Origin of the sequence: Phycicoccus sp. (genome assembly GCF_035325325.1) — a bacterium.
In the GTDB taxonomy this organism is placed as follows: Bacteria; Actinomycetota; Actinomycetes; order Actinomycetales; family Dermatophilaceae; genus Phycicoccus.
The window spans coordinates 32596-51649 of the sequence record NZ_DAOLAC010000005.1 but is presented as its reverse complement, the minus strand read 5'-3'; the positions used below and the strand labels follow the sequence as shown (position 1 = coordinate 51649).

Below are 19054 nucleotides of genomic sequence, written 5' to 3'. Positions count from 1 at the left end.
GCGGTGGTCACTTCCCCCCCGGGGGCTTGGGGCTCGGGGGCTTCCTGTTCCCCCCGGCGCCGGGGGCCCTTGCCCCTGGGCGCGGGGCGGTCCCCGCAGGGGGACCGTGGGCGGTGCGAGCCGCCTTGAGCGAGTCCTTGGCCGCCTTGGCGACCGCCTCGGGCGTGAACCCGAACTCGCGGAAGAGCGTCTCGCCGTCCGCGCTGGCCCCGAAGTGCTCGAGGCTGACGCAGCGACCGGAGTCCCCGACGAGGTCGTGCCAGCCCATGGCCACACCCGCCTCGACGCTGACGCGGGCCGTCACCGCGGACGGCAGGACCTTCTCCTGGTAGGAGCGCGGCTGCTCCTCGAACCATTCCCGGCACGGCATCGAGACCACCCGGGTGCGCGTGCCGCTGCGCTCGAGCCGCTCGCGCGCGCCGAGGGCGACGGTGACCTCGGACCCGGTGGCGATGAGGATCACCTCGGGGGCCTCGTCGCCGTTCTTCCCGCCGTCGACGAGGACGTAGGCGCCCTTGCGGACGCCGCTGGCCTTCGCATGGGTGCGGCGGTCGACGGTGGGCAGCGCCTGGCGGGAGAGGGCGAGACCGGCGGTGCGCCGACGGCGCAGGATCTCCGCCCAGGCCTCGGCCGTCTCGTTGGCGTCCGCGGGCCGCACGACGTCGAGCTGCGGGATGGCCCGCAGCGACGCGAGGTGCTCGACCGGCTGGTGGGTCGGGCCGTCCTCACCGAGGCCGACCGAGTCGTGGGTCCAGACGAAGGTGACCGGCAGCTGCTGGAGGGCCGCGAGCCGGACGGCCGGACGCATGTAGTCCGAGAAGACGAGGAAGGTGCCGCCGTAGGGCCGGGTCATCCCCTCGAGCGCGATCCCGTTGAGGATCATGCCCATCCCGTTCTCGCGGATGCCGAAGTGGAGGGTCCGCCCGTACGGCCCGCCCTTCCACTCCTCGGTCTGCTTCCCGGTCGGGATGAACGACGGCTGGCCGGCCATCGTCGTGTTGTTCGACTCGGCGAGGTCGGCCGAGCCACCCCAGAGCTCGGGGACGACGTCGGCGAGGGCGCCGAGGACCTTGCCGGAGGCGGCGCGGGTCGCGATGCCCTTCGGGTCGGCGTCGAACGTCGGGAGGGCCTTCGCGAAGCCGTCGGGCAGCTCGCCGGCGACGAGCCGGTCGAGGAGGGCCGCGGACTCCGGGTTGCCCTTGCGCCAGGCCTTGTAGCCGGTGTCCCACTCGCGGTGGGCGGCCTTGCCGCGCTTCTTGACCTCACGTGCGTGGGCGAGGACCTCGCGCTCGACCTGGAAGGACTTCTTCGGGTCGAAGCCGAGCAGCTCCTTGGTCGCGGCGACCTCGTCGGCCCCGAGGGCGGACCCGTGCGCCTTGCCGGTGCCGCGGGCCGAGGGAGCGGGCCACGCGATGACGGTGTGCAGGCGCACGAGGGTGGGGCGCCGCCCGGGGCGGCGGCTCTTCTCGAGCGCCGCGAGCAGGGCGTCGACGTCCTCGGTGTAGTCGGGGCCGCCGGCGGGGTCGGTGGACTGCCGCCAGTCGACGTCGACGACGTCCCAGCCGTAGGCCTCGAAGCGCTTCGCGACGTCCTCGGAGAAGGAGATGTCGGTGTCGTCCTCGATGGAGATCTGGTTGGCGTCGTAGACCACGGTGAGGTTGCCGAGCTCCTGGTGGCCGGCGAGCGAGCAGGCCTCCGACGCGACGCCCTCCATCATGTCGCCGTCCGAGGCGAGGACCCAGACGTGGTGGTCGAAGGGGCTCTGGCCGGCCTTCGCGTCGGGGTCGAGCATCCCGCGCTGGCGGCGCTGGGCCATCGCCATGCCGACGGCGCTCGCGAGGCCCGAGCCGAGCGGACCGGTGGTGATCTCGACGCCCTTGGTGTGGTGGACCTCCGGGTGCCCCGGCGTCAGCGAGCCCCACGTGCGCAGCGCCTTGAGGTCGGACAGCTCGAGGCCGTAGCCGGAGAGGTAGAGCTGGATGTACTGGGTGAGCGAGGAGTGCCCGCAGGAGAGGACGAAGCGGTCGCGGCCGAGCCACGCGGGGTCGGCCGGGTCGTGGCGCATCACCTGCTGGTAGAGCAGGTACGCCACGGGCGCGAGGCTCATCGCGGTACCGGGGTGGCCGTTGCCCTTGTGCTGCACCGCATCTGCGGCGAGCACTCGCACCGTGTCGACGGCGCGGACGTCGAGGTCGGTCCACTTCGCCTTCTTCGCCAGCGGCTTCGAGAGCTTGGGGGAGCGGCCGGCGAGGGGGGAGGCGGCACGCTTGCGGGTGGTCGTGGTGGTCAAGGGATACCTCTCTCGCGGGGACGTTCGGAATCGACGTCGCCACCGGCGGTGAGGGCGCCGTGTGCGCAACTGCGACCCACCCTAGCCCCGCACGAGGGCCCACGGTCGGGGGCGTCGACGTCCACCCTGCGGTGGCGGATAGAATCGCTGGACACCGTTCCGGCCGACCCGAAGGACGACGTGGCCACCACTCCCGTGACGACCGCTCCCGCGGCTGCTGCCGCGCGTCGCGGGCGACGCCGGGTCGCCGCCTTCGTCGCGCTGACCAAGCCCCGCATCATCGAGCTGCTGCTCGTGACGACGGTGCCGGTCATGTTCCTCGCCGAGCGCGGCGTGCCCTCCCTCTGGCTGGTCGTGGCGACCCTGGTCGGCGGCATCCTCAGCGCCGGGGCCGCGAACACGTTCAACTCGGTCTACGACCGCGACATCGACCGCCTCATGCACCGCACGAGCACGCGGCCGATGGTCACCGGGGAGGTGACCGTCCGCGAGGCGCTGGTCTTCGGTGGCGCCCTCACCGTGGCCTCCACCGTGTGGTTCGCGCTCGTCGTCAACGTCCTGTCGGCCGCGCTGTCGCTGCTCGCGATCGCCCTCTACGCCGTCGGCTACACGATGCTCCTCAAGCGGCGCACGTCGCAGAACATCGTGTGGGGCGGCATCGCCGGGTGCATGCCGACGCTCATCGGCTGGTCGGCGGTCACCGGCTCGCTCGGCTGGCCGGCGGTCGTGCTCTTCCTCGTCATCTTCTTCTGGACCCCGCCGCACTACTGGCCGCTCTCGATGGCCTTCCGCGACGACTACGCCTCGGCCGAGGTGCCGATGCTGCCGGTCGAGCGTGGCCCGGTCGCCGTCGGCCGGCAGATCGTCGCGTACTCGTGGGTCATGGTGGCCACGTCGCTGGTGCTCGTCCCGGTCGCGCGGATGGGCTGGCTGTACACCGCCGTCGCCGTCGTCGCCGGCGCCCTGTTCGTCGCCGAGGCCCACCGGCTGCACACTGCGGCCCGTCGCGGGGCGACCGGCCTCGCGCTCAAGCCGATGCGGCTCTTCCACTACTCGATCACCTACGTCACGGTGGTCTTCCTCGCGGTGGCGCTCGACCCGCTGCTGCACCTCGCGCTGCGCTGAGCGCCCGACGGCTCAGTCGTCGAGCCGCCCCTCGGGCAGGTCGCGCCCGGTCCGGAACGGGCCGACGAGGACGACGAGCGAGGTCAGCGCGTGCAGGCCCGTCATGACGACGATCGTCGGGTGCACGCCGAGGGACGAGCCGAGCCAGCCGGCGACGACGCCGGCGACCGGCATCGTCCCGAAGTTGAGGACCGAGGACGCGGCCATCGTCCGGCCGAGGAGCGCCGGCGGGGTCCAGCGCTGCCGGAAGGCGCTGCGCACGACGTTCGCGCCGACGACCCCGACCCCGACGAGGGCAGCCCCGAGGGGGACGAGCGCCACGGCCGCGCCGGGCCCCGCGAGCGGGATGAGCAGTGCGGTGGGGCCGCCGAGCACCTGGAGCCAGCGCAGCGCCCGGGCCGTGCCGACCCGCCGGGCGAGCCGCGTGGCGACGGCGGCCCCGACGAGCCCGCCGACGCTGCCCGCCGAGAGGAGGAGGCCGACGGTCGCCGGACGGACGCCGAGGTCGCGCACGAGGAAGAGGACGAGGAGGGCGCCGTAGCCGGTCAGCGCGAAGTTCGAGGCCGCCCCCTGGAGCGAGAAGAAGCGCAGGTGGCGGTCGCGGGCCACGACCCCGACCCCGTCGGCGATCTCGCGTCGCAGCGTCGTGCGCTCGGCGCGCTCCGGTCGCGGTCGCAGGGTCCGTGGGTCGACCCGCCAGAGGCACACGGCGGAGACGAGGAAGCTCGCGACGTCGAGGACGAGCGCGAGGGCGCCGCCGAGGACCTGGACGGCGAGGCCGCCGACGCCGGGACCGGCGACCTGCATCGCCGACTCGGTGCCGTAGAGGCGGCCGTTGGCGGTCTCGAGGTCGCCCTCGCGGACGACCGACGGCACGAACGCGCCGTACGCCGTGCGGAAGAAGACCGAGCACGCGCCGCCGGCGAGGGTCGCGAGGAGGAGGTGCGGGAGGGTGAGCCGGTCGGTGGCCCAGGCGACCGGGACCGAGCCGACGGCGAGCGCCGCGACGAGGTCGGCGGCGATCATCACCCGGCGGGGGTCGAGCCGGTCGACCCAGGCCCCGGCGGGGAGCCCGACGAGCAGCCAGGGCAGCCAGGCCGCCGCCGTCAGCAGGCCCATCCACACCGGGCCGGCGTCGAAGGTGGTCACGGCGAGCAGCGGTACGACGACCGAGGTGGTCATCGCCCCGAGGACGCTCACCCCCTCGCCGAACCAGAGGAGGCGGAAGGACCGGTTGTCCCGCAACGGGGCCGGGCCGGGGGGCGCGGCCAGCGGCCGCCCGGTCACGGCTGGCACGGGAACCCCCGAGCGAAGACGAGCACCGGCTCGCGCTCGACGCCGTCGTCGGGGACCTCGCGGTCGGACCACCGGCGGTAGAGCGCGACGGTCTCCTCGGCCACCTGTCGGAGCTCGGCGGGGGAGAGGCGCATCCAGTTCTGGTTGGCGAAGGCGGCGTCGTCCCAGTCCGGGTCGGTGCCAGTGTTCGCCAGCCACGCGGTGACCCGCTCGACCTGGCGGCGCAGCTGCAGGGCCTCGGCCTCGTGCGCGGCGGCGGCCGCCGCGGGGTCGGCGGCGAGGTCGAGGCTGCTCCAGCGCGTGCCGGCGCTGACCAGCCGCCACCACCGTTCCCGGCGGTCACGGGCCAGCTCCGGGGCCTCCTCGACGAGCCCGGCCTCGGCGAGCACCTTGAGGTGGTGGCTCGCGTTGCCGACGGCCTGGCCGGTGCGGGCGGCGAGCATGGACGCCGTCGAGGGGCCGTCGACCTTGAGCGCATCCATCATCCGCGCGCGGAACGGGTGGGCGAGGGCGGCGAGGGGGGCGGCCTCGCGCAGCGTGCGGATCTCGGGTCGGGTCACGGCGTCGAGAGTAGACGCACAAGGTGTATTGCACAAGAATTATTGTGGAAGCGCGATGGGTGAGGTACCTCAGACGCGAACCGGGGAGGAGGACCGGGAGTTCGCCCCATGTGCCGCGCTGCCTCAGGCGGCGACCGTGGAGTGGTCGGCGGCACCGGGTCGTCGGCACCGACCGAGGAGCACACCATGAACGTCACCGTCACCGACCCGCTGTTCGTCCGCGCCGAGGTGGAGTACCGGCTCGAGCGCGCCGGGGTCGACACCCGCCACCCGCAGCACGGCGTCCGCCGTCGTCCCGGGCACGGCCCGTGGGTCCACCCGCTGGCCGCGGTCGTCGCGCGGCTCACCGGCCCCCGTCCGGCCGGCCGCCCGCGTCACCCGTGAGCACGACGGCGTCGGTGTCCTTTGCGATGATCGGCACCGTGCCACCCCGTGCCCGCTTCGAGCTCGTCGGACGAACCGACGAGCTCGAGCGCGTCTCGGACGCGCTCGGGGGCACCGACGGCGGGGGCGCGGTCCTCCTCGGTGGCGACGCCGGCATCGGCAAGTCGGCGCTCGTCGCGGGGCTCGTCGAGCGCGCCGGGGGCCAGCGCGTGCTCGTCGGCCACTGCGTGGGCGAGGTCGGCACGAGCCTGCCCTACCTGCCCTTCGTCGAGATGTTCGCGGGACTCGACGCCCGGGAGCGAGACCTCGTCGACGAGCTCGTCGCCAGCCGTCCGGGACTCGCACCGCTCGTCCCGCGGCTCGCCGGACGGGCCCGGGGCGACGCCGTACGGGCCGACCTCGTCGAGGCGGTGCACGCCGCACTCAGCGAGCTCGGCGCCCGGGGCCGCGTGCTCGTCGTCGTCGAGGACGTCCACTGGGCCGACGAGTCCACCCGCGAGCTGCTCACCCTGCTCTTCACCCGGGGCGCCCCCGACGGTGTCGGCCTCCTCGCCACCTGGCGCACCGACGACATCCACCGACGGCACCCCCTGGCCGGCGCCCTGGCCCTGTGGTCACGGCTGCCGGCGCTGACCCGCCTCGAGCTCGGGCCGCTGCCCGACGTCGACCTGCGCCACATCGTCCGGCGGGTGGGCGCCGACCTGCGGCCGCGGGTCGTCGACGAGGTGGCCCGCCGGGCCGAGGGCAACGCCTTCTTCGCCGAGGAGCTCGCCGCCGCGTGCCGGGCCGGCGGCGTCGACGCGGGTGACCTCAACCGGCTGCTCCTCGCCCGCGTCGACCAGCTCGACGACGAGGCCCAGTCCGTCGTGCGGGTCGCGGCGGTCATCGGCCGGCGGGTGCGCCACGCCCTCCTCGAGCGCGTCGCCGGCGAGGAGGCCGCCGTGCTGCGCCGCTCGCTGCGTGCCGCGCTCGAGCACCACGTCCTCGAGCCGTGGGGCGACCGCGGCTACGAGTTCCGGCACGCCCTCCTCGCCGAGGCGGTGAGCGACGACCTGCTGCCCCACGAGCGGGTCCAGCTGCACCGGGCCTGTGCCGACGCGCTCCTCGAGGACCCCTCGCTCGGGACCGCCGCCGACCTCGCCCGGCACGCGCTGGCCTCCGGTGACCGCGAGCTGGCCCTCACCGCCGCCGTCCGGGCCGGCGACTCCGCCCGGCGCATGGGCGGCCCGGCGGAGGCCCTCGCCCACTTCGAGACCGCCCTCGGCCTGCTCGACGTCCACGACCGCCAGTCCCACGCGGTCACCCTCCGGGCGGCGGCCGCCGCGAACGCCGCGGGCCGCCCCATGCGGGCGATGACGCACCTGCGGGCGCGGCTCGCCGGCCCGGCCCCGTCCCCCTCCGAGCGCGCCGAGCTGTTGGGGGCGCTGGCCTTCGCGTCCCGGATGACCGAGGAGAAGATCGACCGGCTGGCCATCACCGCCGAGGCCCTGGAGCTGCTCGACGACGACACCCCGACCCCGCTGCGGGTCGGGCTGCTGACCCGGCGGGCCGAGGCGCTCACCGACGCCGGGGCCACCGCGGAGGCGGTCGCGGTGGCCGACGAGGCGATGGCCCTCGCCGTCGAGCACGACCTCGCGGTCGACCGCGCCGACCTGTCCTCCGTCCTCGTCCGGCTCGGCGAGGCGGCGGGCGACCCGGGCGAGTCCGTGCGGCGCCTCGAGGCCGTCGTCGCCGAGTGGACCGACGCCCCCGACCTCGCCCTGCTGCGGGCGATGCACGTGCTCGCGAGCCTGCACCTGCGGCAGGGCGACTACCGAGCGGCCCTCGAGGGCTTCGAGCGCGAGCACGCCGAGGCCCGCCGGGCCGGGCTCGAGGCGTCCGTGTTCGGGGTCGACGGTCGCGCGTTCGCGGTCACGGCCGCGTACGAGATGGGTGACTGGGACCTCGCGACGCGGCTGGTCGCCGACGCCGCGGCGGCCGGCCTGCCCGCCGCGGGGTTCGCCGGTGTGGAGTCGGCCGCCTCCTACATCCCGGCCGCCCGCGGCGAGGCCGACCCCGAGCAGCTGCTCACGGCGTCCCGGCCGTGGTGGGCCGAGGACGGCCGGATCGCCGTACAGGCCGGCTCGGCGGCGATCGACGTCCTCGGTCGCGAGGGCCACGTCGACCGGATGCTCGAGGTGCACGCCGAGCTCGTCGCCTTCCTCCGCGACCTCTGGGAGGTCGAGCGCGTGCCGGTCGAGGTGCGGCTCGCCGCCACCGTCGTCGGCCACCTCGGGAGCGCACTGCGCGAGCGGACCGCCGACGAGCGGCGCCGGCTCCTCGAGGTCGCGCACGCCCTCGTCGCCGACGCCGCGAGCGTGTGGGGCGCCGGCTCGACGCTCCCGCCACCCTCGCTCGAGGGGGTCGCGTGGGTGGCGCGCGCCCGGGCGGAGGGGCTGCGGACCGACTGGCTCGCCGGGGCGGCGCCCGACCCTGCCGCGCTCGTCGCCGCCTGGCGGGAGACGGTCGCGCTCTTCGAGGAGCGCGCCGAGCCCTACGAGCTCGCCCGCTCGCGGGCCCGGCTCGCGGAGGTGCTCGCCGCGGTCGGCGAGCCCGGTGCCCGGGAGCAGGTGGATCTCGCTCGCCCGGTCGCCGAGCGGCTGCGGGCCAGGCCCCTCCTCGACGCCCTCGACCGCCTGTCCGTGCGGCCGGTCGCGTCCGTGCTCACCGCCCGGGAGCGCGAGGTGCTCGGGCTGCTGGCCCACGGGCGCTCCAACGGCCAGATCGGCCGCGAGCTGTTCATCAGCACGAAGACGGCGAGCGTCCACGTCTCCAACATCCTCGCCAAGCTCGGGGCGGGCAGCCGCGGCGAGGCGGTCGCCGTCGCCCGCGAGCGGGGGATGCTCGACCCGGTGGGGTGACCCCGCCGGGACGTTCGGCCCTGTCGTCGGTGGCCAGCGGCGACGAGAGTGGGGCCGGGCGGGCTCGTGGCCCGCCGGGGTCCCGGGCGAGGAGGAGCGATGGGCAGCAGCAGCGCAGGGCGGCGGGAGCTCGCGGAGCGGGCGATCCGGGGGCTGGGTGCCCACCGGTCCGAGCACCAGGTCGTGACGGTTCAGTGCCGGCACGCGCACCACGTCGCCGCGGTGTACGACACCGACGAGGGCCTCGTCGTCGTCTCGCGCACGGGCCCGCACGCCCACGGCTCCCGCGACTTCCTCGACCTGGGCCGCCGCGGGTCGCGCGGTGGCGCGGAGTACGCCGACCTGCTCGACGCGGGACCCGCCGACGGGCTGCCCGCATGGTGCGACTGCGGACCGCGCACGCTCTCCCGGGCCGAGCTGCGCCGGCTCGTCACCGAGCGGGTCGCCACCGCGCGCCTGGACTGACGGCACCCGGCCACCTCGCCGCCGACGTGCGCGCCGGGGACGGGTCAGGCGCCGACCGGCGTGGATCGCGGCGCGTCCGCCGTGGTCGCGGGCCGGCGGGACGTCCCCCGGGCCAGGAGGAGCACCCGGGTGGAGGCCGCGACGAGCGCGGCCGCCCCGAGCAGGTGCAGCGTGACGAGCGGGACCGGCAGGCCGGTCCAGTACTGGGCGAACCCGATCGCGCCCTGGGCGAGCTCGACCCCGAGCAGCGCCGTGACGGGCCCGTGCAGCGCCGTGCCGCGAGTGGTCCACCACACGACGACGGTGACGGCCACGAGCGCATAGACCCCCGCGGCGTGGACGTGGCTCCAGACCTGCGGGTCGAGGCCGTTGCGCGGCGCGCTGGCGTCACCGGCGTGCGGCCCGCTGCCGGTGACCACCGTGCCGAGGTAGACCACGACCCAGACCAGCAGCTGGAGGAGCACCGTGGCCCGGCGCACGCCGAGCGGCGCCGGCGCGCCCACCGCGTCGGTGACCGCGAGGAGGAACCACACCGACAGGGCGACGAGGGCCATCGACAGGACGAGGTGGAGGGCGACGACCCACGGGTTGAGGTGGGTGAGGACGGTGATCCCGCCGACGACTCCCTGGAGCGGGATGCCGAGGGCGATCGCCACCGCGCCCCGCCGCAGCGCGGGCGTCGAGCGCGCCCACCGCCAGACGGCGACGACGTTGAGGACGACGACGGCGACGAGGACGTAGGTGAGCATCCGGTTGCCGAACTCGATGACGCCGTGCACGCCGAGCTCGCGGTGCGGGACGAACGACTGGTCGGTGCACCGCGGCCACTCCGGGCACCCGAGCCCGGAGCCGGTGAGCCGGACCAGGCCACCGGTGAGGATGATGACCGTGTTGGCCACGAGGGTGGCCCAGGCCCAGCGCCGGACGCTGCGGGTGGACACCTCGCCCTGGACGAGGGGGATGCTGCTCACGCGACGATGCTACGACGTGGTGTCGTAGCGGCCGCGCTCACCCCGACCACCGGAACCACCGGACGGCGGCGGCCCCGGTGCCGAGCGTCCAGGCGAGGAGGACGGCCCACTGCGCCCACGGCCAGCCGCCCCCGGCGAGGGCGGTGCGGGCGGCGTCGCCAAGGGCCCCGCCGGGCAGCGCGGCGGCGACGGCAGCGAGGGGTCCGGGCAGCCGACCGGTCGGGACGAGGATCCCGAGCCCCAGGAACAGGACCCAGGCGAGGTTGGCGAGCGCGAGGACCGCTTCGGCCCGGACCGTCCCGGCGAGCAGGAGGGCAAGGGAGACGAACGCGGCGGTGCCGAGGAGCAGCGTGAGCAGGCCGGGCAGCAGGCCCCCGGCGGGGGGCCGCCAGCCGAGCGCCAGCCCCAGGCCGCCGAGGACGACGACCTGGACGCCCAGGACCGAGAGGACCGCGAGACCCTTGCCGAGGAGGAGCCCGTCCCGTCCGAGCGGGGTCGTGCCGAGCAGCCGGAGCACCCCGGAGCGCCGGTCGAACCCGGTGGCGATGGCCTGCCCGGTGAACGCGGTCGAGACGACCGCGAGGGCGAGCGCGCCGGCGGTCGCGAGGTCGACCCGCCGGCCCGGGCCGAGGTCGGGGACCGAGGCGAGGGCCAGCCCGAGGAGGGCCAGCGCCGGCAGGACGACGGAGACGAGCAGCTGCTCCCCGTTGGAGAGCAGCGTGCGGGTCTCGAAGCGGGCCTGGGCGAGGACGCGCCCCCGCGCGGCGGTGGGCGCGCTCACCGGACCTCCTTCCCGGTGAGACCGAAGTAGACGTCCTCGAGGCTGCGCGTGCCGCGCACCTCGGCGAGCGGGCCGGCGGCGACGACGCGTCCGGCGGACATGACGACGACGTCGTCGGCGAGCCGCTCGGCCTCCTCGAAGGAGTGGGTGGTCACGACGACGCAGACACCGCGCTCGGCCTCGGCGCGGACGAGGTCCCAGACCTCCAGCCGGGCGTGCGGGTCGAGACCGGCGGTGGGCTCGTCGAGGAAGAGCACCTCGGGCCGACCGACGAGGGCCGCGGCGAGGGCGACCCGCTGGCGCTGCCCCCCGGACATCCGGCGGACCGTCGTCGCGGCGAAGGCGTCGATGCCCAGCCGCGCCGCGAGGTCGTCGACCGGCCAGGGGTCGCGGTGGAAGGCGGCGAGATGGCGCAGCAGGGGGAGGGGGCGGACCGTGGTCGGGAGGCCGCCGTCCTGGAGCATCACCCCGACGGCGGCGCGGTGCGCGGGCGTCGCGCCCCACGGGTCGGTGCCGAGGACCCGCACCTCTCCGGCGTCGGGGCGCTGGAGGCCCTCGAGGCACTCGACCGTCGTCGTCTTGCCGGCCCCGTTGGGCCCGAGCAGCGCCGTGACCCGGCCGGCGCCGGCCGACCAGGTGGCCCCGTCGACCGCGGTCGTGGCCCCGAAGGCACGCCGCAGCTCGTGCACGAGGACCGCGGACACCATGCCGGCATCCTAGGGTGGGGGCCATGGCACCCATCGCCCCGGTCGGGCCCGCGACCGCCGACGTCACCGTCCGACGGGCGCCCGTCCCGGGGCCGGTCCGATGAGCGCCGACGAGGGGGGCAACGGCCGCCGCCGCATCCTCGACCGGTGGCGGCTCGTGTCGCCCACCGGCGCCCGTGTCGTGTCCCTGCGCCAGCTGCGCAAGCGCGAGCGGGCCCGGTTGCTCGCGCCGAGCGCCTTCACGACCGTCAACCTCATCAGCGGCTTCTCGTCGGTGCTCCTCGCCTTCCGCGGCCACTTCACCCTCGCCGCGGTGCTCATCGCGGTCGCCATCGTCATGGACATCGCCGACGGCTTCGTCGCCCGGCTCGTCGGGGCCACCTCGCCGTTCGGGCTCCAGCTCGACTCGCTCGCCGACCTCATCTCCTTCGGCGTCGCGCCCGCCGTCCTCGTGCACACCTGGGCGCTCGAGGAGTGGCCGGTCCTCGCGTGGCTCGTCGCCTTCCTCTGGATCTCCTGCGCGGCCTTCCGGCTGGCCCGGTTCAACGTGACCATCGACCCCGCCGCCGACAAGCGCTACTTCGTCGGGCTGCCCTCGCCGGGCGCCGCGAGCGTCGTCATCGCGACGATCTTCGCCCTCGACTCGCCGCACTGGGGGCCCGGGACCGGTCCGTGGCGGGCCTGGTTCCCGCTGCTCGTCAGCCTCGCACCGGCGCTGCTCATGGTGATGACGATCCGCTTCCGGTCGTTCCGCAACCTGCTCCAGCCGCGCACTCCGCGGGCCCGGGTCGGCACCGCGGTCGTGGGCCTCGTCATCCTCCTCGGGCTCGTCGTCGCCCCCGGGCTCACCGGCCTCGTCGTCGCCTACGGGTACGTCCTCACCGCACCGTTCGGGGTGCTCACCGCACCACTGCGCGAGCGTCTCCTCGGGACGGACTCGGTCGCGCCGCCGCGCCGCCGGATGCCCTCGGTGTTCCTGCCGATCGACGAGGACGACGACGTCGACGGCCCCGGCGCGGGGGACGGGCTGTACTGCGAGGAGCCCGAGCCGGCCGGTTAGGCGAGCCTTCCTTGGACGTCGTCGCCGCAATTACCTAACATGGGTGTGTGGTTAATACCGACGCCCGCACCGACGAGTCGCGCACCCGCGACCGGGTGCTGCGCGTCGTGAGCCAGGAGGGCCCGGTGAGCATCACCGTCCTCGTCGAGCGGCTCGGGCTCACCGCGACCGCCGTCCGCCGCCACGTCGACAACCTCCACGCCGACGGCCTCGTCGCCGCGCGCGACGCCGCGGGTCCCCGACGCCGCGGCCGCCCGGCCAAGGCGTGGGTCCTCACCGAGGCCGGCCACCGAGCCCTGGCCTCCGACTACGACGACCTCGCCGGGGAGGCGCTGCGCTTCCTGCGCCGCACCGGCGGCGAGCAGGCCGTCCAGGCCTTCGCCGAGCAGCGCGTCGCCCACCTCGAGGAGCGGCTGTCCCGCACCGTCGCGGCCGTGGGCACCGACCCGGGTGCCCGGGCCGACGCGCTCGTCGACGCCCTGACCACCGAGGGGTACGCCGCCTCGGCGCGCCCCGTGGGAACACCCGGCGGCCCCGCGGCGCTGACCGGTGTGCAGCTGTGCCAGGGTCACTGCCCGGTCCAGCACGTCGCGAGCGAGTTCCCCGAGCTGTGCGAGGCCGAGACCGAGGCGTTCTCCCGCCTGCTCGGCGTCCACGTCCAGCGCCTGGCGACCCTCGCCCACGGCGACCACGTCTGCACCACGTTCGTCCCGACCCCTACCGAGAGGCCATCGCGATGACGAGCCACATCGAAGAGCTCAACCCCGGTCTGAAGGACCTCGGCACCTACGAGTACGGCTGGGCCGACAGCGACGTCGCCGGGGCCAGCGCCCGCCGTGGCCTGTCCGAGGAGGTCGTCGCCGACATCTCCGCCCGGAAGAACGAGCCGCAGTGGATGACCGACCTGCGGATGAAGTCGCTGCGCCTGTTCGGGAAGAAGCCGATGCCCTCGTGGGGCAGCGACCTCACCGGCATCGACTTCCAGAACATCAAGTACTTCGTGAAGTCCACCGAGCAGCAGGCCGCCTCGTGGGAGGACCTGCCCGAGGACATCCGCAACACCTACGACCGGCTCGGCATCCCCGAGGCCGAGAAGCAGCGCCTCGTCGCCGGCGTCGCCGCGCAGTACGAGTCCGAGGTCGTCTACCACCAGATCCGCGAGGACCTCGAGGAGAAGGGGGTCATCTTCGTCGACACCGACACCGGGCTGCGCGAGCACGAGGACCTCTTCCGCGAGTACTTCGCCTCGGTCATCCCGGCCGGCGACAACAAGTTCGCCTCGCTCAACACCGCGGTGTGGTCGGGCGGCTCGTTCATCTACGTCCCGCCGGGCGTCCACGTCGACATCCCGCTGCAGGCGTACTTCCGGATCAACACCGAGAACATGGGCCAGTTCGAGCGCACCCTGATCATCGCCGACGAGGGCTCGTACGTGCACTACGTCGAGGGCTGCACCGCGCCGATCTACAAGTCCGACTCGCTGCACTCCGCCGTTGTCGAGATCGTCGTCAAGAAGAACGCCCGGGTGCGCTACACGACGATCCAGAACTGGTCGAACAACGTGTACAACCTCGTCACCAAGCGCGCCACGTGCGCCGAGGGCGCGACGATGGAGTGGATCGACGGCAACATCGGCTCCAAGGTGACGATGAAGTACCCGGCCGTCTTCCTCCTCGGCGAGCACGCCAAGGGCGAGACGCTGTCCATCGCCTTCGCCGGCGAGGGCCAGCACCAGGACGCCGGCTCGAAGATGGTCCACGCGGCCCCGAACACGAGCAGCTCGATCGTCTCCAAGTCGGTCGCCCGGGGCGGTGGTCGCACGAGCTACCGCGGCCTGGTCCAGGTGATGGAGGGCGCCCACGGCTCGAAGAGCTCCGTCGTCTGCGACGCGCTGCTCGTCGACACGATCAGCCGCTCGGACACCTACCCGTACGTCGACATCCGGGAGGACGACGTCCAGATGGGCCACGAGGCCACCGTCTCGAAGGTCTCCGAGGACCAGCTGTTCTACCTCATGTCCCGAGGCATGACCGAGGAGGAGGCGATGGCGATGATCGTCCGCGGCTTCGTGGAGCCCATCGCCAAGGAGCTCCCGATGGAGTACGCCCTCGAGCTGAACCGCCTCATCGAGCTGCAGATGGAAGGAGCAGTCGGCTGATGCCGTTGCTGAACCCCACGCGTCCCTCCGACGGCGCGCACACCGACAGCGCCGCGACGATGGTCCCCGACCGCTCGCGCGGAGAGCGCACGGCGTCCTTCGACCCGTCGGCGTTCCCGGTGCCCCACGGCCGTGAGGAGGAGTGGCGCTTCACCCCGGTCGACCGGCTCGGCCCGTTCTTCCGCGACAAGCCGACCGGTGCGGCGCTGACCCGCGAGGAGTCGCTGCCCGAGGGCGTCACCGTCTCGACCCTCCCGGTCGAGGAGTGGCGCGCCCTCGGCGTGCCGAAGCCCCAGGACCGCGCCGCCGCCGTCGCCGCGGCACAGAGCGGCGGCGTCACCGTCGTCGACGTGCCGGCCGAGGCCGAGCTCACCGAGCCGGTGCGGATCCGGCTCTCCGGCACCGGGTCCGACCTGGTCCGCGGTCACCTGCTCGTGCGCGTCGGCCGGTTCGCGAGGGCCACGGTCGTCCTCGAGCACACCGGCACCGCCGACTACGCCGAGGTCCTCACCGTCCTCGCCGGCGACGGCTCGGACGTCACGCTCGTCACCGTCCAGGAGTGGGACGACAGCGCCCACCACCTCGCCCAGCACGACGCCGTCGTCGGTCGCGACGCCCGCGTCCGGCACATCGCCGTCACCCTCGGCGGCGGCGTGGTCCGGCTGAACACGAACGCCTCGTACACCGGACCCGGCGGCTCGTTCGAGGGCCTGGGGGTGTACTTCGCCGACGCCGGCCAGCACCTCGAGCACCGGCTGTTCGTCGACCACGAGGCGCCGCACTGCCGCAGCAACGTCGAGTACAAGGGCGCGCTCCAGGGCGAGACCGCCCGCACGGTCTGGGTCGGCGACGTCCTCATCCGGGCGTCGGCGGAGGGCACCGACACCTACGAGCTGAACCGCAACCTCCTGCTCACCGACGGCGCCCGGGCCGACTCGGTCCCGAACCTCGAGATCGAGACCGGCGAGATCGAGGGAGCCGGCCACGCCTCGGCCACCGGCCGCTTCGACGACGAGCAGCTGTTCTACCTCCAGGCGCGGGGCATCCCCGAGGACGAGGCCCGCCGCCTCGTCGTCCGGGGGTTCTTCGCGAGCGTCGTCGCCCGGATCGGCGTCCCGGAGGTCCAGGAGCACCTCATGGCCGCCATCGAGCGCGAGCTGGCCGGAGGTGTCGCCGCGTGAGCGAGCAGCTGACCACGGAGGGCTTCACCTACGTCTGCCGGCTCGACGAGCTGCCCGAGGTGGGTGCCGCCCTCGCCGAGATCGAGGGCCGGCGGGTCACCATCGTGCGCACCGAGGACGGCGACGTGCACTGCGTCGACGACACCTGCAGCCACGCCAACGTGTCGCTGTCCGAGGGCGAGCTCGACGGCTGCACCCTCGAGTGCTGGCTGCACGGCTCGCGCTTCGACCTGCGCACCGGCGAGCCCACGGGGCCGCCGGCCGTCGTCCCCATCGCCGTCCACACCGTCCGCACCGAGGGCGACGAGGTCTTCGTCGCCCTCTCCGAGGAGAGCTGAGCACCGCATGTCCACCCTTGAGATCAAGGACCTCCACGTCACCGTCGAGACCGAGCAGGGCACCAAGGAGATCCTGCGCGGCGTCACGCTGACCATCGAGTCCGGCCAGACGCACGCGATCATGGGCCCCAACGGCTCGGGCAAGTCGACCCTCGCGTACTCCATCGCCGGCCACCCGAAGTACACCGTCACCTCCGGCACCGTCACCCTCGACGGCGAGGACGTGCTCGCGATGAGCGTCGACGAGCGCGCTCGCGCCGGTCTCTTCCTCGCGATGCAGTACCCCGTCGAGGTCCCCGGCGTCACCGTCTCCAACTTCCTGCGCACCGCCAAGACCGCCGTGTCGGGCGAGGCGCCGAAGCTGCGCACCTGGGTCAAGGACGTCAGGGGCGCCATGGAGAACCTCCGGATGGACGCCGCGTTCGCCGAGCGCAACGTCAACGAGGGCTTCTCCGGTGGCGAGAAGAAGCGCCACGAGATCCTCCAGATGGAGCTCCTACGGCCGAAGTTCGCCGTCCTCGACGAGACCGACTCCGGCCTCGACGTCGACGCCCTGCGCGTCGTCTCCGAGGGCGTCAACCGGGCCAAGGAGTCCACCGGCGCCGGCGTCCTGCTCATCACGCACTACACCCGGATCCTGCGCTACATCCAGCCGGACTTCGTCCACGTCTTCGTCGACGGCCGGATCGCCGAGGAGGGCGGCCCCGAGCTCGCCGAGCGCCTCGAGGCCGAGGGGTACGACCGCTTCCAGCCCGCCGTCACCGAGGCCTGAGATGTCCGCCGCCCCCTTCACCGACGAGGAGCTGGCCCGGCTGCGGGCCGACTTCCCGATCCTGTCGCGCACGGTGCGCGGGGGGCACCCGCTGGTCTACCTCGACTCCGGGGCCACCTCGCACAAGCCGACCGTCGTCCTCGACGCGGAGCGGCACTTCTACGAGCACACGAACGCCGCGGTGCACCGGGGCGCGCACCAGCTCTCCGAGGAGGGCACCGACGCCTACGAGTCGGCGCGCGCCACGATCGCCCGGTTCATCGGCGCGCAGCCGACCGAGGTCGTCTTCACCCGCAACGCCACCGAGGCGCTCAACCTCGTCGCGTACGCGTTCACCAACGGCACGCACGGTGGCGGTGGCGGTCGCGGAGACCGGTTCTCGCTGCGGCCCGGCGACGAGGTCCTCGTCACCGAGATGGAGCACCACGCCAACCTCATCCCGTGGCAGGAGGCCTGCCGCCGCACCGGCGCCACCCTGCGCTGGGTCCCGGTGACGGCCGACGGCAAGCTCGACCTCACCGACATCGACAGCCTGCTCACCGAGCGCACCAAGGTCTTCGCGTTCACCCACGTCTCGAACGTGCTCGGCACCCTCAACCCGGTGCGCGAGCTCGCCGAGAAGGCGCACGCCGTCGGGGCCCTCGCGGTCCTCGACGCGTGTCAGTCGGTGCCGCACCTGCCGGTCGACGTCACCGAGCTCGGGGTCGACCTCCTCGCGTACTCGGGGCACAAGATGTTCGGTCCGCTCGGGGTCGGCGTCCTCTGGGGCCGGGCCGAGCTCCTCGACGAGATGCCGGTCTTCCTCACCGGCGGCTCGATGATCGAGACGGTGACGATGGAGTCGGCCACCTACGCGCCGGTCCCGCAGAAGTTCGAGGCCGGCGTGCCGGTCGCGGCGCAGGCGGTCGGCCTGGCCGCCGCGTGCGACTACCTCACCGCGCTCGGGATGGACCGCGTCCACGCGCACGAGCAGGCCGTCACCGAGCGCCTGCTCCGCGGCCTCGCCGAGCGTCCGTTCGTCCACGTCCTCGGGCCCGCCGACCTGCGCGACCGTGGGGGAGCGGTGGCCTTCGCGGTCGACGGGGTCCACCCGCACGACGTCGGACAGGTGCTCGACGACCGCGGTGTCGAGGTGCGCGTCGGCCACCACTGCGCGTGGCCGCTGCACCGGGCCCTTCGCGTCCCGTCGAGCACCCGGGCCTCGTTCGCCGCGTACACGACCCCCGGCGAGGTCGACGCGCTCCTCGAGGCGCTCGACCGCGTCCCGGCCGTCTTCGGCACGGAGGTGCCCGCCTGATGGACCTCTACCAAGAGCTCATCCTCGACCACTCGAAGAACCCGGTGAACCACGGTCTCCGCGAGCCGTTCGAGGGCGAGAGCCACCAGGTCAACCCGACCTGCGGCGACGAGGTGACTCTCCGGGTCCACCTCTCCGGCACCGGTGCCGACGCCGTCGTCGAGGACGTCTCGTACGACTCGATGGGCTGCTCGATCAGCGTCGCCTCCGCCTCCATCCTCGCCGAGGAGGTCACCGGCGGCAGCGTCGAGCACGCGCGGGCGACCTACGAGGCGATGCGCTCGATGCTCACGAGCAAGGGCGAGGACCCCGGCGACGAGGACGTCATCGGTGACGGCGTCGCCCTCGCCGGTGTCGCGAAGTACCCGGCGCGCGTCAAGTGCGCCCTGTTGTCCTGGGCGGCGTTCACCGACGCCCTCTACAAGGCCGAAGGAGCCACGCAGTGACCGACACCGCCACCCCCGCGAACGTCGCGGACGTCGAGGAGGCCATGCGCGACGTCGTCGACCCCGAGCTCGGGATCAACGTCGTCGACCTCGGCCTCGTCTACGGCATCACCGTCGACCCGCAGAACCACGCCGTCATCGACATGACGCTCACGTCGGCGGCCTGCCCGCTGACCGACGTCATCGAGGACCAGACCGCCGCCTCCCTCGAGGGCCTCGTCGCGTCCTACCGGGTCAACTGGGTCTGGATGCCCCCGTGGGGCCCGGACAAGATCACCGACGACGGTCGCGAGCAGCTGCGCGCCCTCGGGTTCAACATCTGA

19 protein-coding genes are annotated in these 19054 nt (G+C 74.1%); 13 read left to right on the top strand and 6 right to left on the bottom strand.

Annotated features, from left to right (window positions below):
- Positions 1-7: 7 nt before the first annotated feature.
- Positions 8-2290: a transketolase gene (tkt, locus tag PKA89_RS05385; protein ID WP_324417332.1), complete on the bottom strand. Its 2283-nt coding sequence runs from the start codon at positions 2288-2290 to the stop codon at positions 8-10.
- 195 nt (positions 2291-2485) lie between these two features.
- Here tkt and PKA89_RS05380 point away from each other — a divergent pair, with 195 nt between their 5' ends.
- The gene (locus tag PKA89_RS05380; protein ID WP_324417555.1) at positions 2486-3415 is read left to right on the top strand and encodes a heme o synthase; all 930 of its coding nucleotides are present in this window, start codon (positions 2486-2488) and stop codon (positions 3413-3415) included.
- A 12-nt stretch (positions 3416-3427) separates the two neighbouring features.
- Here the strand turns inward: PKA89_RS05380 and PKA89_RS05375 are convergent, their stop codons facing one another.
- Positions 3428-4702 (bottom strand): MFS transporter, encoded by a 1275-nt coding sequence (locus PKA89_RS05375; protein WP_324417330.1) that lies wholly within the window; start codon positions 4700-4702, stop codon positions 3428-3430.
- Positions 4699-5271 carry a winged helix-turn-helix domain-containing protein gene (locus PKA89_RS05370; RefSeq protein WP_324417328.1) on the bottom strand — a complete coding sequence of 191 codons (573 nt, stop codon included), beginning with the start codon at positions 5269-5271 and terminating at the stop codon, positions 4699-4701. The genes PKA89_RS05375 and PKA89_RS05370 overlap by 4 nt, the downstream gene beginning before the upstream one ends.
- Before the next feature lie 186 nt (positions 5272-5457).
- Between PKA89_RS05370 and PKA89_RS05365 the strand changes: the two genes are divergently transcribed.
- The 3 genes from PKA89_RS05365 (at position 5458) to PKA89_RS05355 (ending at position 9020) form a co-directional block, all read left to right on the top strand.
- A complete protein-coding gene (locus tag PKA89_RS05365; RefSeq protein WP_324417326.1) occupies positions 5458-5655 on the top strand; it encodes a hypothetical protein in 198 nt (65 codons plus the stop codon).
- 38 nt (positions 5656-5693) lie between these two features.
- Positions 5694-8555, top strand: coding sequence for an AAA family ATPase (locus PKA89_RS05360; protein ID WP_324417324.1), 2862 nt, complete (start codon positions 5694-5696; stop codon positions 8553-8555).
- 99 nt (positions 8556-8654) lie between these two features.
- Complete coding sequence (locus PKA89_RS05355; protein ID WP_324417322.1) at positions 8655-9020, top strand: hypothetical protein; 366 nt, start codon at positions 8655-8657, stop codon at positions 9018-9020.
- 44 nt (positions 9021-9064) lie between these two features.
- Here the strand turns inward: PKA89_RS05355 and PKA89_RS05350 are convergent, their stop codons facing one another.
- The 3 genes from PKA89_RS05350 to PKA89_RS05340 are packed head-to-tail and all read right to left on the bottom strand — an operon-like array spanning position 9065 to position 11479.
- Positions 9065-9991 (bottom strand): COX15/CtaA family protein, encoded by a 927-nt coding sequence (locus PKA89_RS05350; protein WP_324417320.1) that lies wholly within the window; start codon positions 9989-9991, stop codon positions 9065-9067.
- A 37-nt stretch (positions 9992-10028) separates the two neighbouring features.
- Positions 10029-10772 carry an ABC transporter permease gene (locus tag PKA89_RS05345; RefSeq protein WP_324417318.1) on the bottom strand — a complete coding sequence of 248 codons (744 nt, stop codon included), beginning with the start codon at positions 10770-10772 and terminating at the stop codon, positions 10029-10031.
- Positions 10769-11479 (bottom strand): ABC transporter ATP-binding protein, encoded by a 711-nt coding sequence (locus PKA89_RS05340; RefSeq protein ID WP_324417316.1) that lies wholly within the window; start codon positions 11477-11479, stop codon positions 10769-10771. The genes PKA89_RS05345 and PKA89_RS05340 overlap by 4 nt, the downstream gene beginning before the upstream one ends.
- 100 nt (positions 11480-11579) lie before the next feature.
- Here PKA89_RS05340 and pssA point away from each other — a divergent pair, with 100 nt between their 5' ends.
- The 9 genes from pssA to PKA89_RS05295 are packed head-to-tail and all read left to right on the top strand — an operon-like array spanning position 11580 to position 19054.
- Positions 11580-12539 (top strand): CDP-diacylglycerol--serine O-phosphatidyltransferase, encoded by a 960-nt coding sequence (gene pssA, locus PKA89_RS05335; protein WP_324417314.1) that lies wholly within the window; start codon positions 11580-11582, stop codon positions 12537-12539.
- Between the two features lie 47 nt (positions 12540-12586).
- Positions 12587-13279, top strand: a complete 693-nt coding sequence (locus tag PKA89_RS05330) for a MarR family transcriptional regulator (RefSeq protein ID WP_324417312.1) — start codon at positions 12587-12589, stop codon at positions 13277-13279.
- A complete protein-coding gene (gene sufB, locus PKA89_RS05325; protein ID WP_324417310.1) occupies positions 13276-14697 on the top strand; it encodes a Fe-S cluster assembly protein SufB in 1422 nt (473 codons plus the stop codon). Before PKA89_RS05330 ends, sufB begins: the two co-directional genes overlap by 4 nt.
- Positions 14697-15878 (top strand): Fe-S cluster assembly protein SufD, encoded by a 1182-nt coding sequence (gene sufD / locus PKA89_RS05320; protein ID WP_324417308.1) that lies wholly within the window; start codon positions 14697-14699, stop codon positions 15876-15878. The genes sufB and sufD overlap by 1 nt, the downstream gene beginning before the upstream one ends.
- Complete coding sequence (locus tag PKA89_RS05315) at positions 15875-16216, top strand: non-heme iron oxygenase ferredoxin subunit (protein WP_324417306.1); 342 nt, start codon at positions 15875-15877, stop codon at positions 16214-16216. The genes sufD and PKA89_RS05315 overlap by 4 nt, the downstream gene beginning before the upstream one ends.
- A gap of 7 nt (positions 16217-16223) precedes the next feature.
- Complete coding sequence (gene sufC / locus PKA89_RS05310) at positions 16224-16988, top strand: Fe-S cluster assembly ATPase SufC (RefSeq protein WP_324417304.1); 765 nt, start codon at positions 16224-16226, stop codon at positions 16986-16988.
- 1 nt (position 16989) lies between these two features.
- Positions 16990-18285: a SufS family cysteine desulfurase gene (locus tag PKA89_RS05305; protein ID WP_324417302.1), complete on the top strand. Its 1296-nt coding sequence runs from the start codon at positions 16990-16992 to the stop codon at positions 18283-18285.
- A complete protein-coding gene (gene sufU / locus PKA89_RS05300) occupies positions 18285-18731 on the top strand; it encodes a Fe-S cluster assembly sulfur transfer protein SufU (RefSeq protein WP_324417300.1) in 447 nt (148 codons plus the stop codon). Before PKA89_RS05305 ends, sufU begins: the two co-directional genes overlap by 1 nt.
- A complete protein-coding gene (locus PKA89_RS05295) occupies positions 18728-19054 on the top strand; it encodes a metal-sulfur cluster assembly factor (protein ID WP_324417298.1) in 327 nt (108 codons plus the stop codon). Before sufU ends, PKA89_RS05295 begins: the two co-directional genes overlap by 4 nt.

Excerpts from the sequence above, each read along its gene's own strand:
- PKA89_RS05365 (WP_324417326.1), top strand. The coding sequence starts at position 5,458 with ATGAACGTCACCGTCACCGACCCGCTGTTCGTCCGCGCCGAGGTGGAG.
- PKA89_RS05355 (WP_324417322.1), top strand. The coding sequence starts at position 8,655 with ATGGGCAGCAGCAGCGCAGGGCGGCGGGAGCTCGCGGAGCGGGCGATC.
- PKA89_RS05340 (WP_324417316.1), bottom strand. The coding sequence starts at position 11,479 with ATGGTGTCCGCGGTCCTCGTGCACGAGCTGCGGCGTGCCTTCGGGGCC.
- pssA (WP_324417314.1), top strand. The coding sequence starts at position 11,580 with ATGAGCGCCGACGAGGGGGGCAACGGCCGCCGCCGCATCCTCGACCGG.
- sufB (WP_324417310.1), top strand. The coding sequence starts at position 13,276 with ATGACGAGCCACATCGAAGAGCTCAACCCCGGTCTGAAGGACCTCGGC.
- sufD (WP_324417308.1), top strand. The coding sequence starts at position 14,697 with ATGCCGTTGCTGAACCCCACGCGTCCCTCCGACGGCGCGCACACCGAC.
- sufC (WP_324417304.1), top strand. The coding sequence starts at position 16,224 with ATGTCCACCCTTGAGATCAAGGACCTCCACGTCACCGTCGAGACCGAG.
- PKA89_RS05305 (WP_324417302.1), top strand. The coding sequence starts at position 16,990 with ATGTCCGCCGCCCCCTTCACCGACGAGGAGCTGGCCCGGCTGCGGGCC.
- sufU (WP_324417300.1), top strand. The coding sequence starts at position 18,285 with ATGGACCTCTACCAAGAGCTCATCCTCGACCACTCGAAGAACCCGGTG.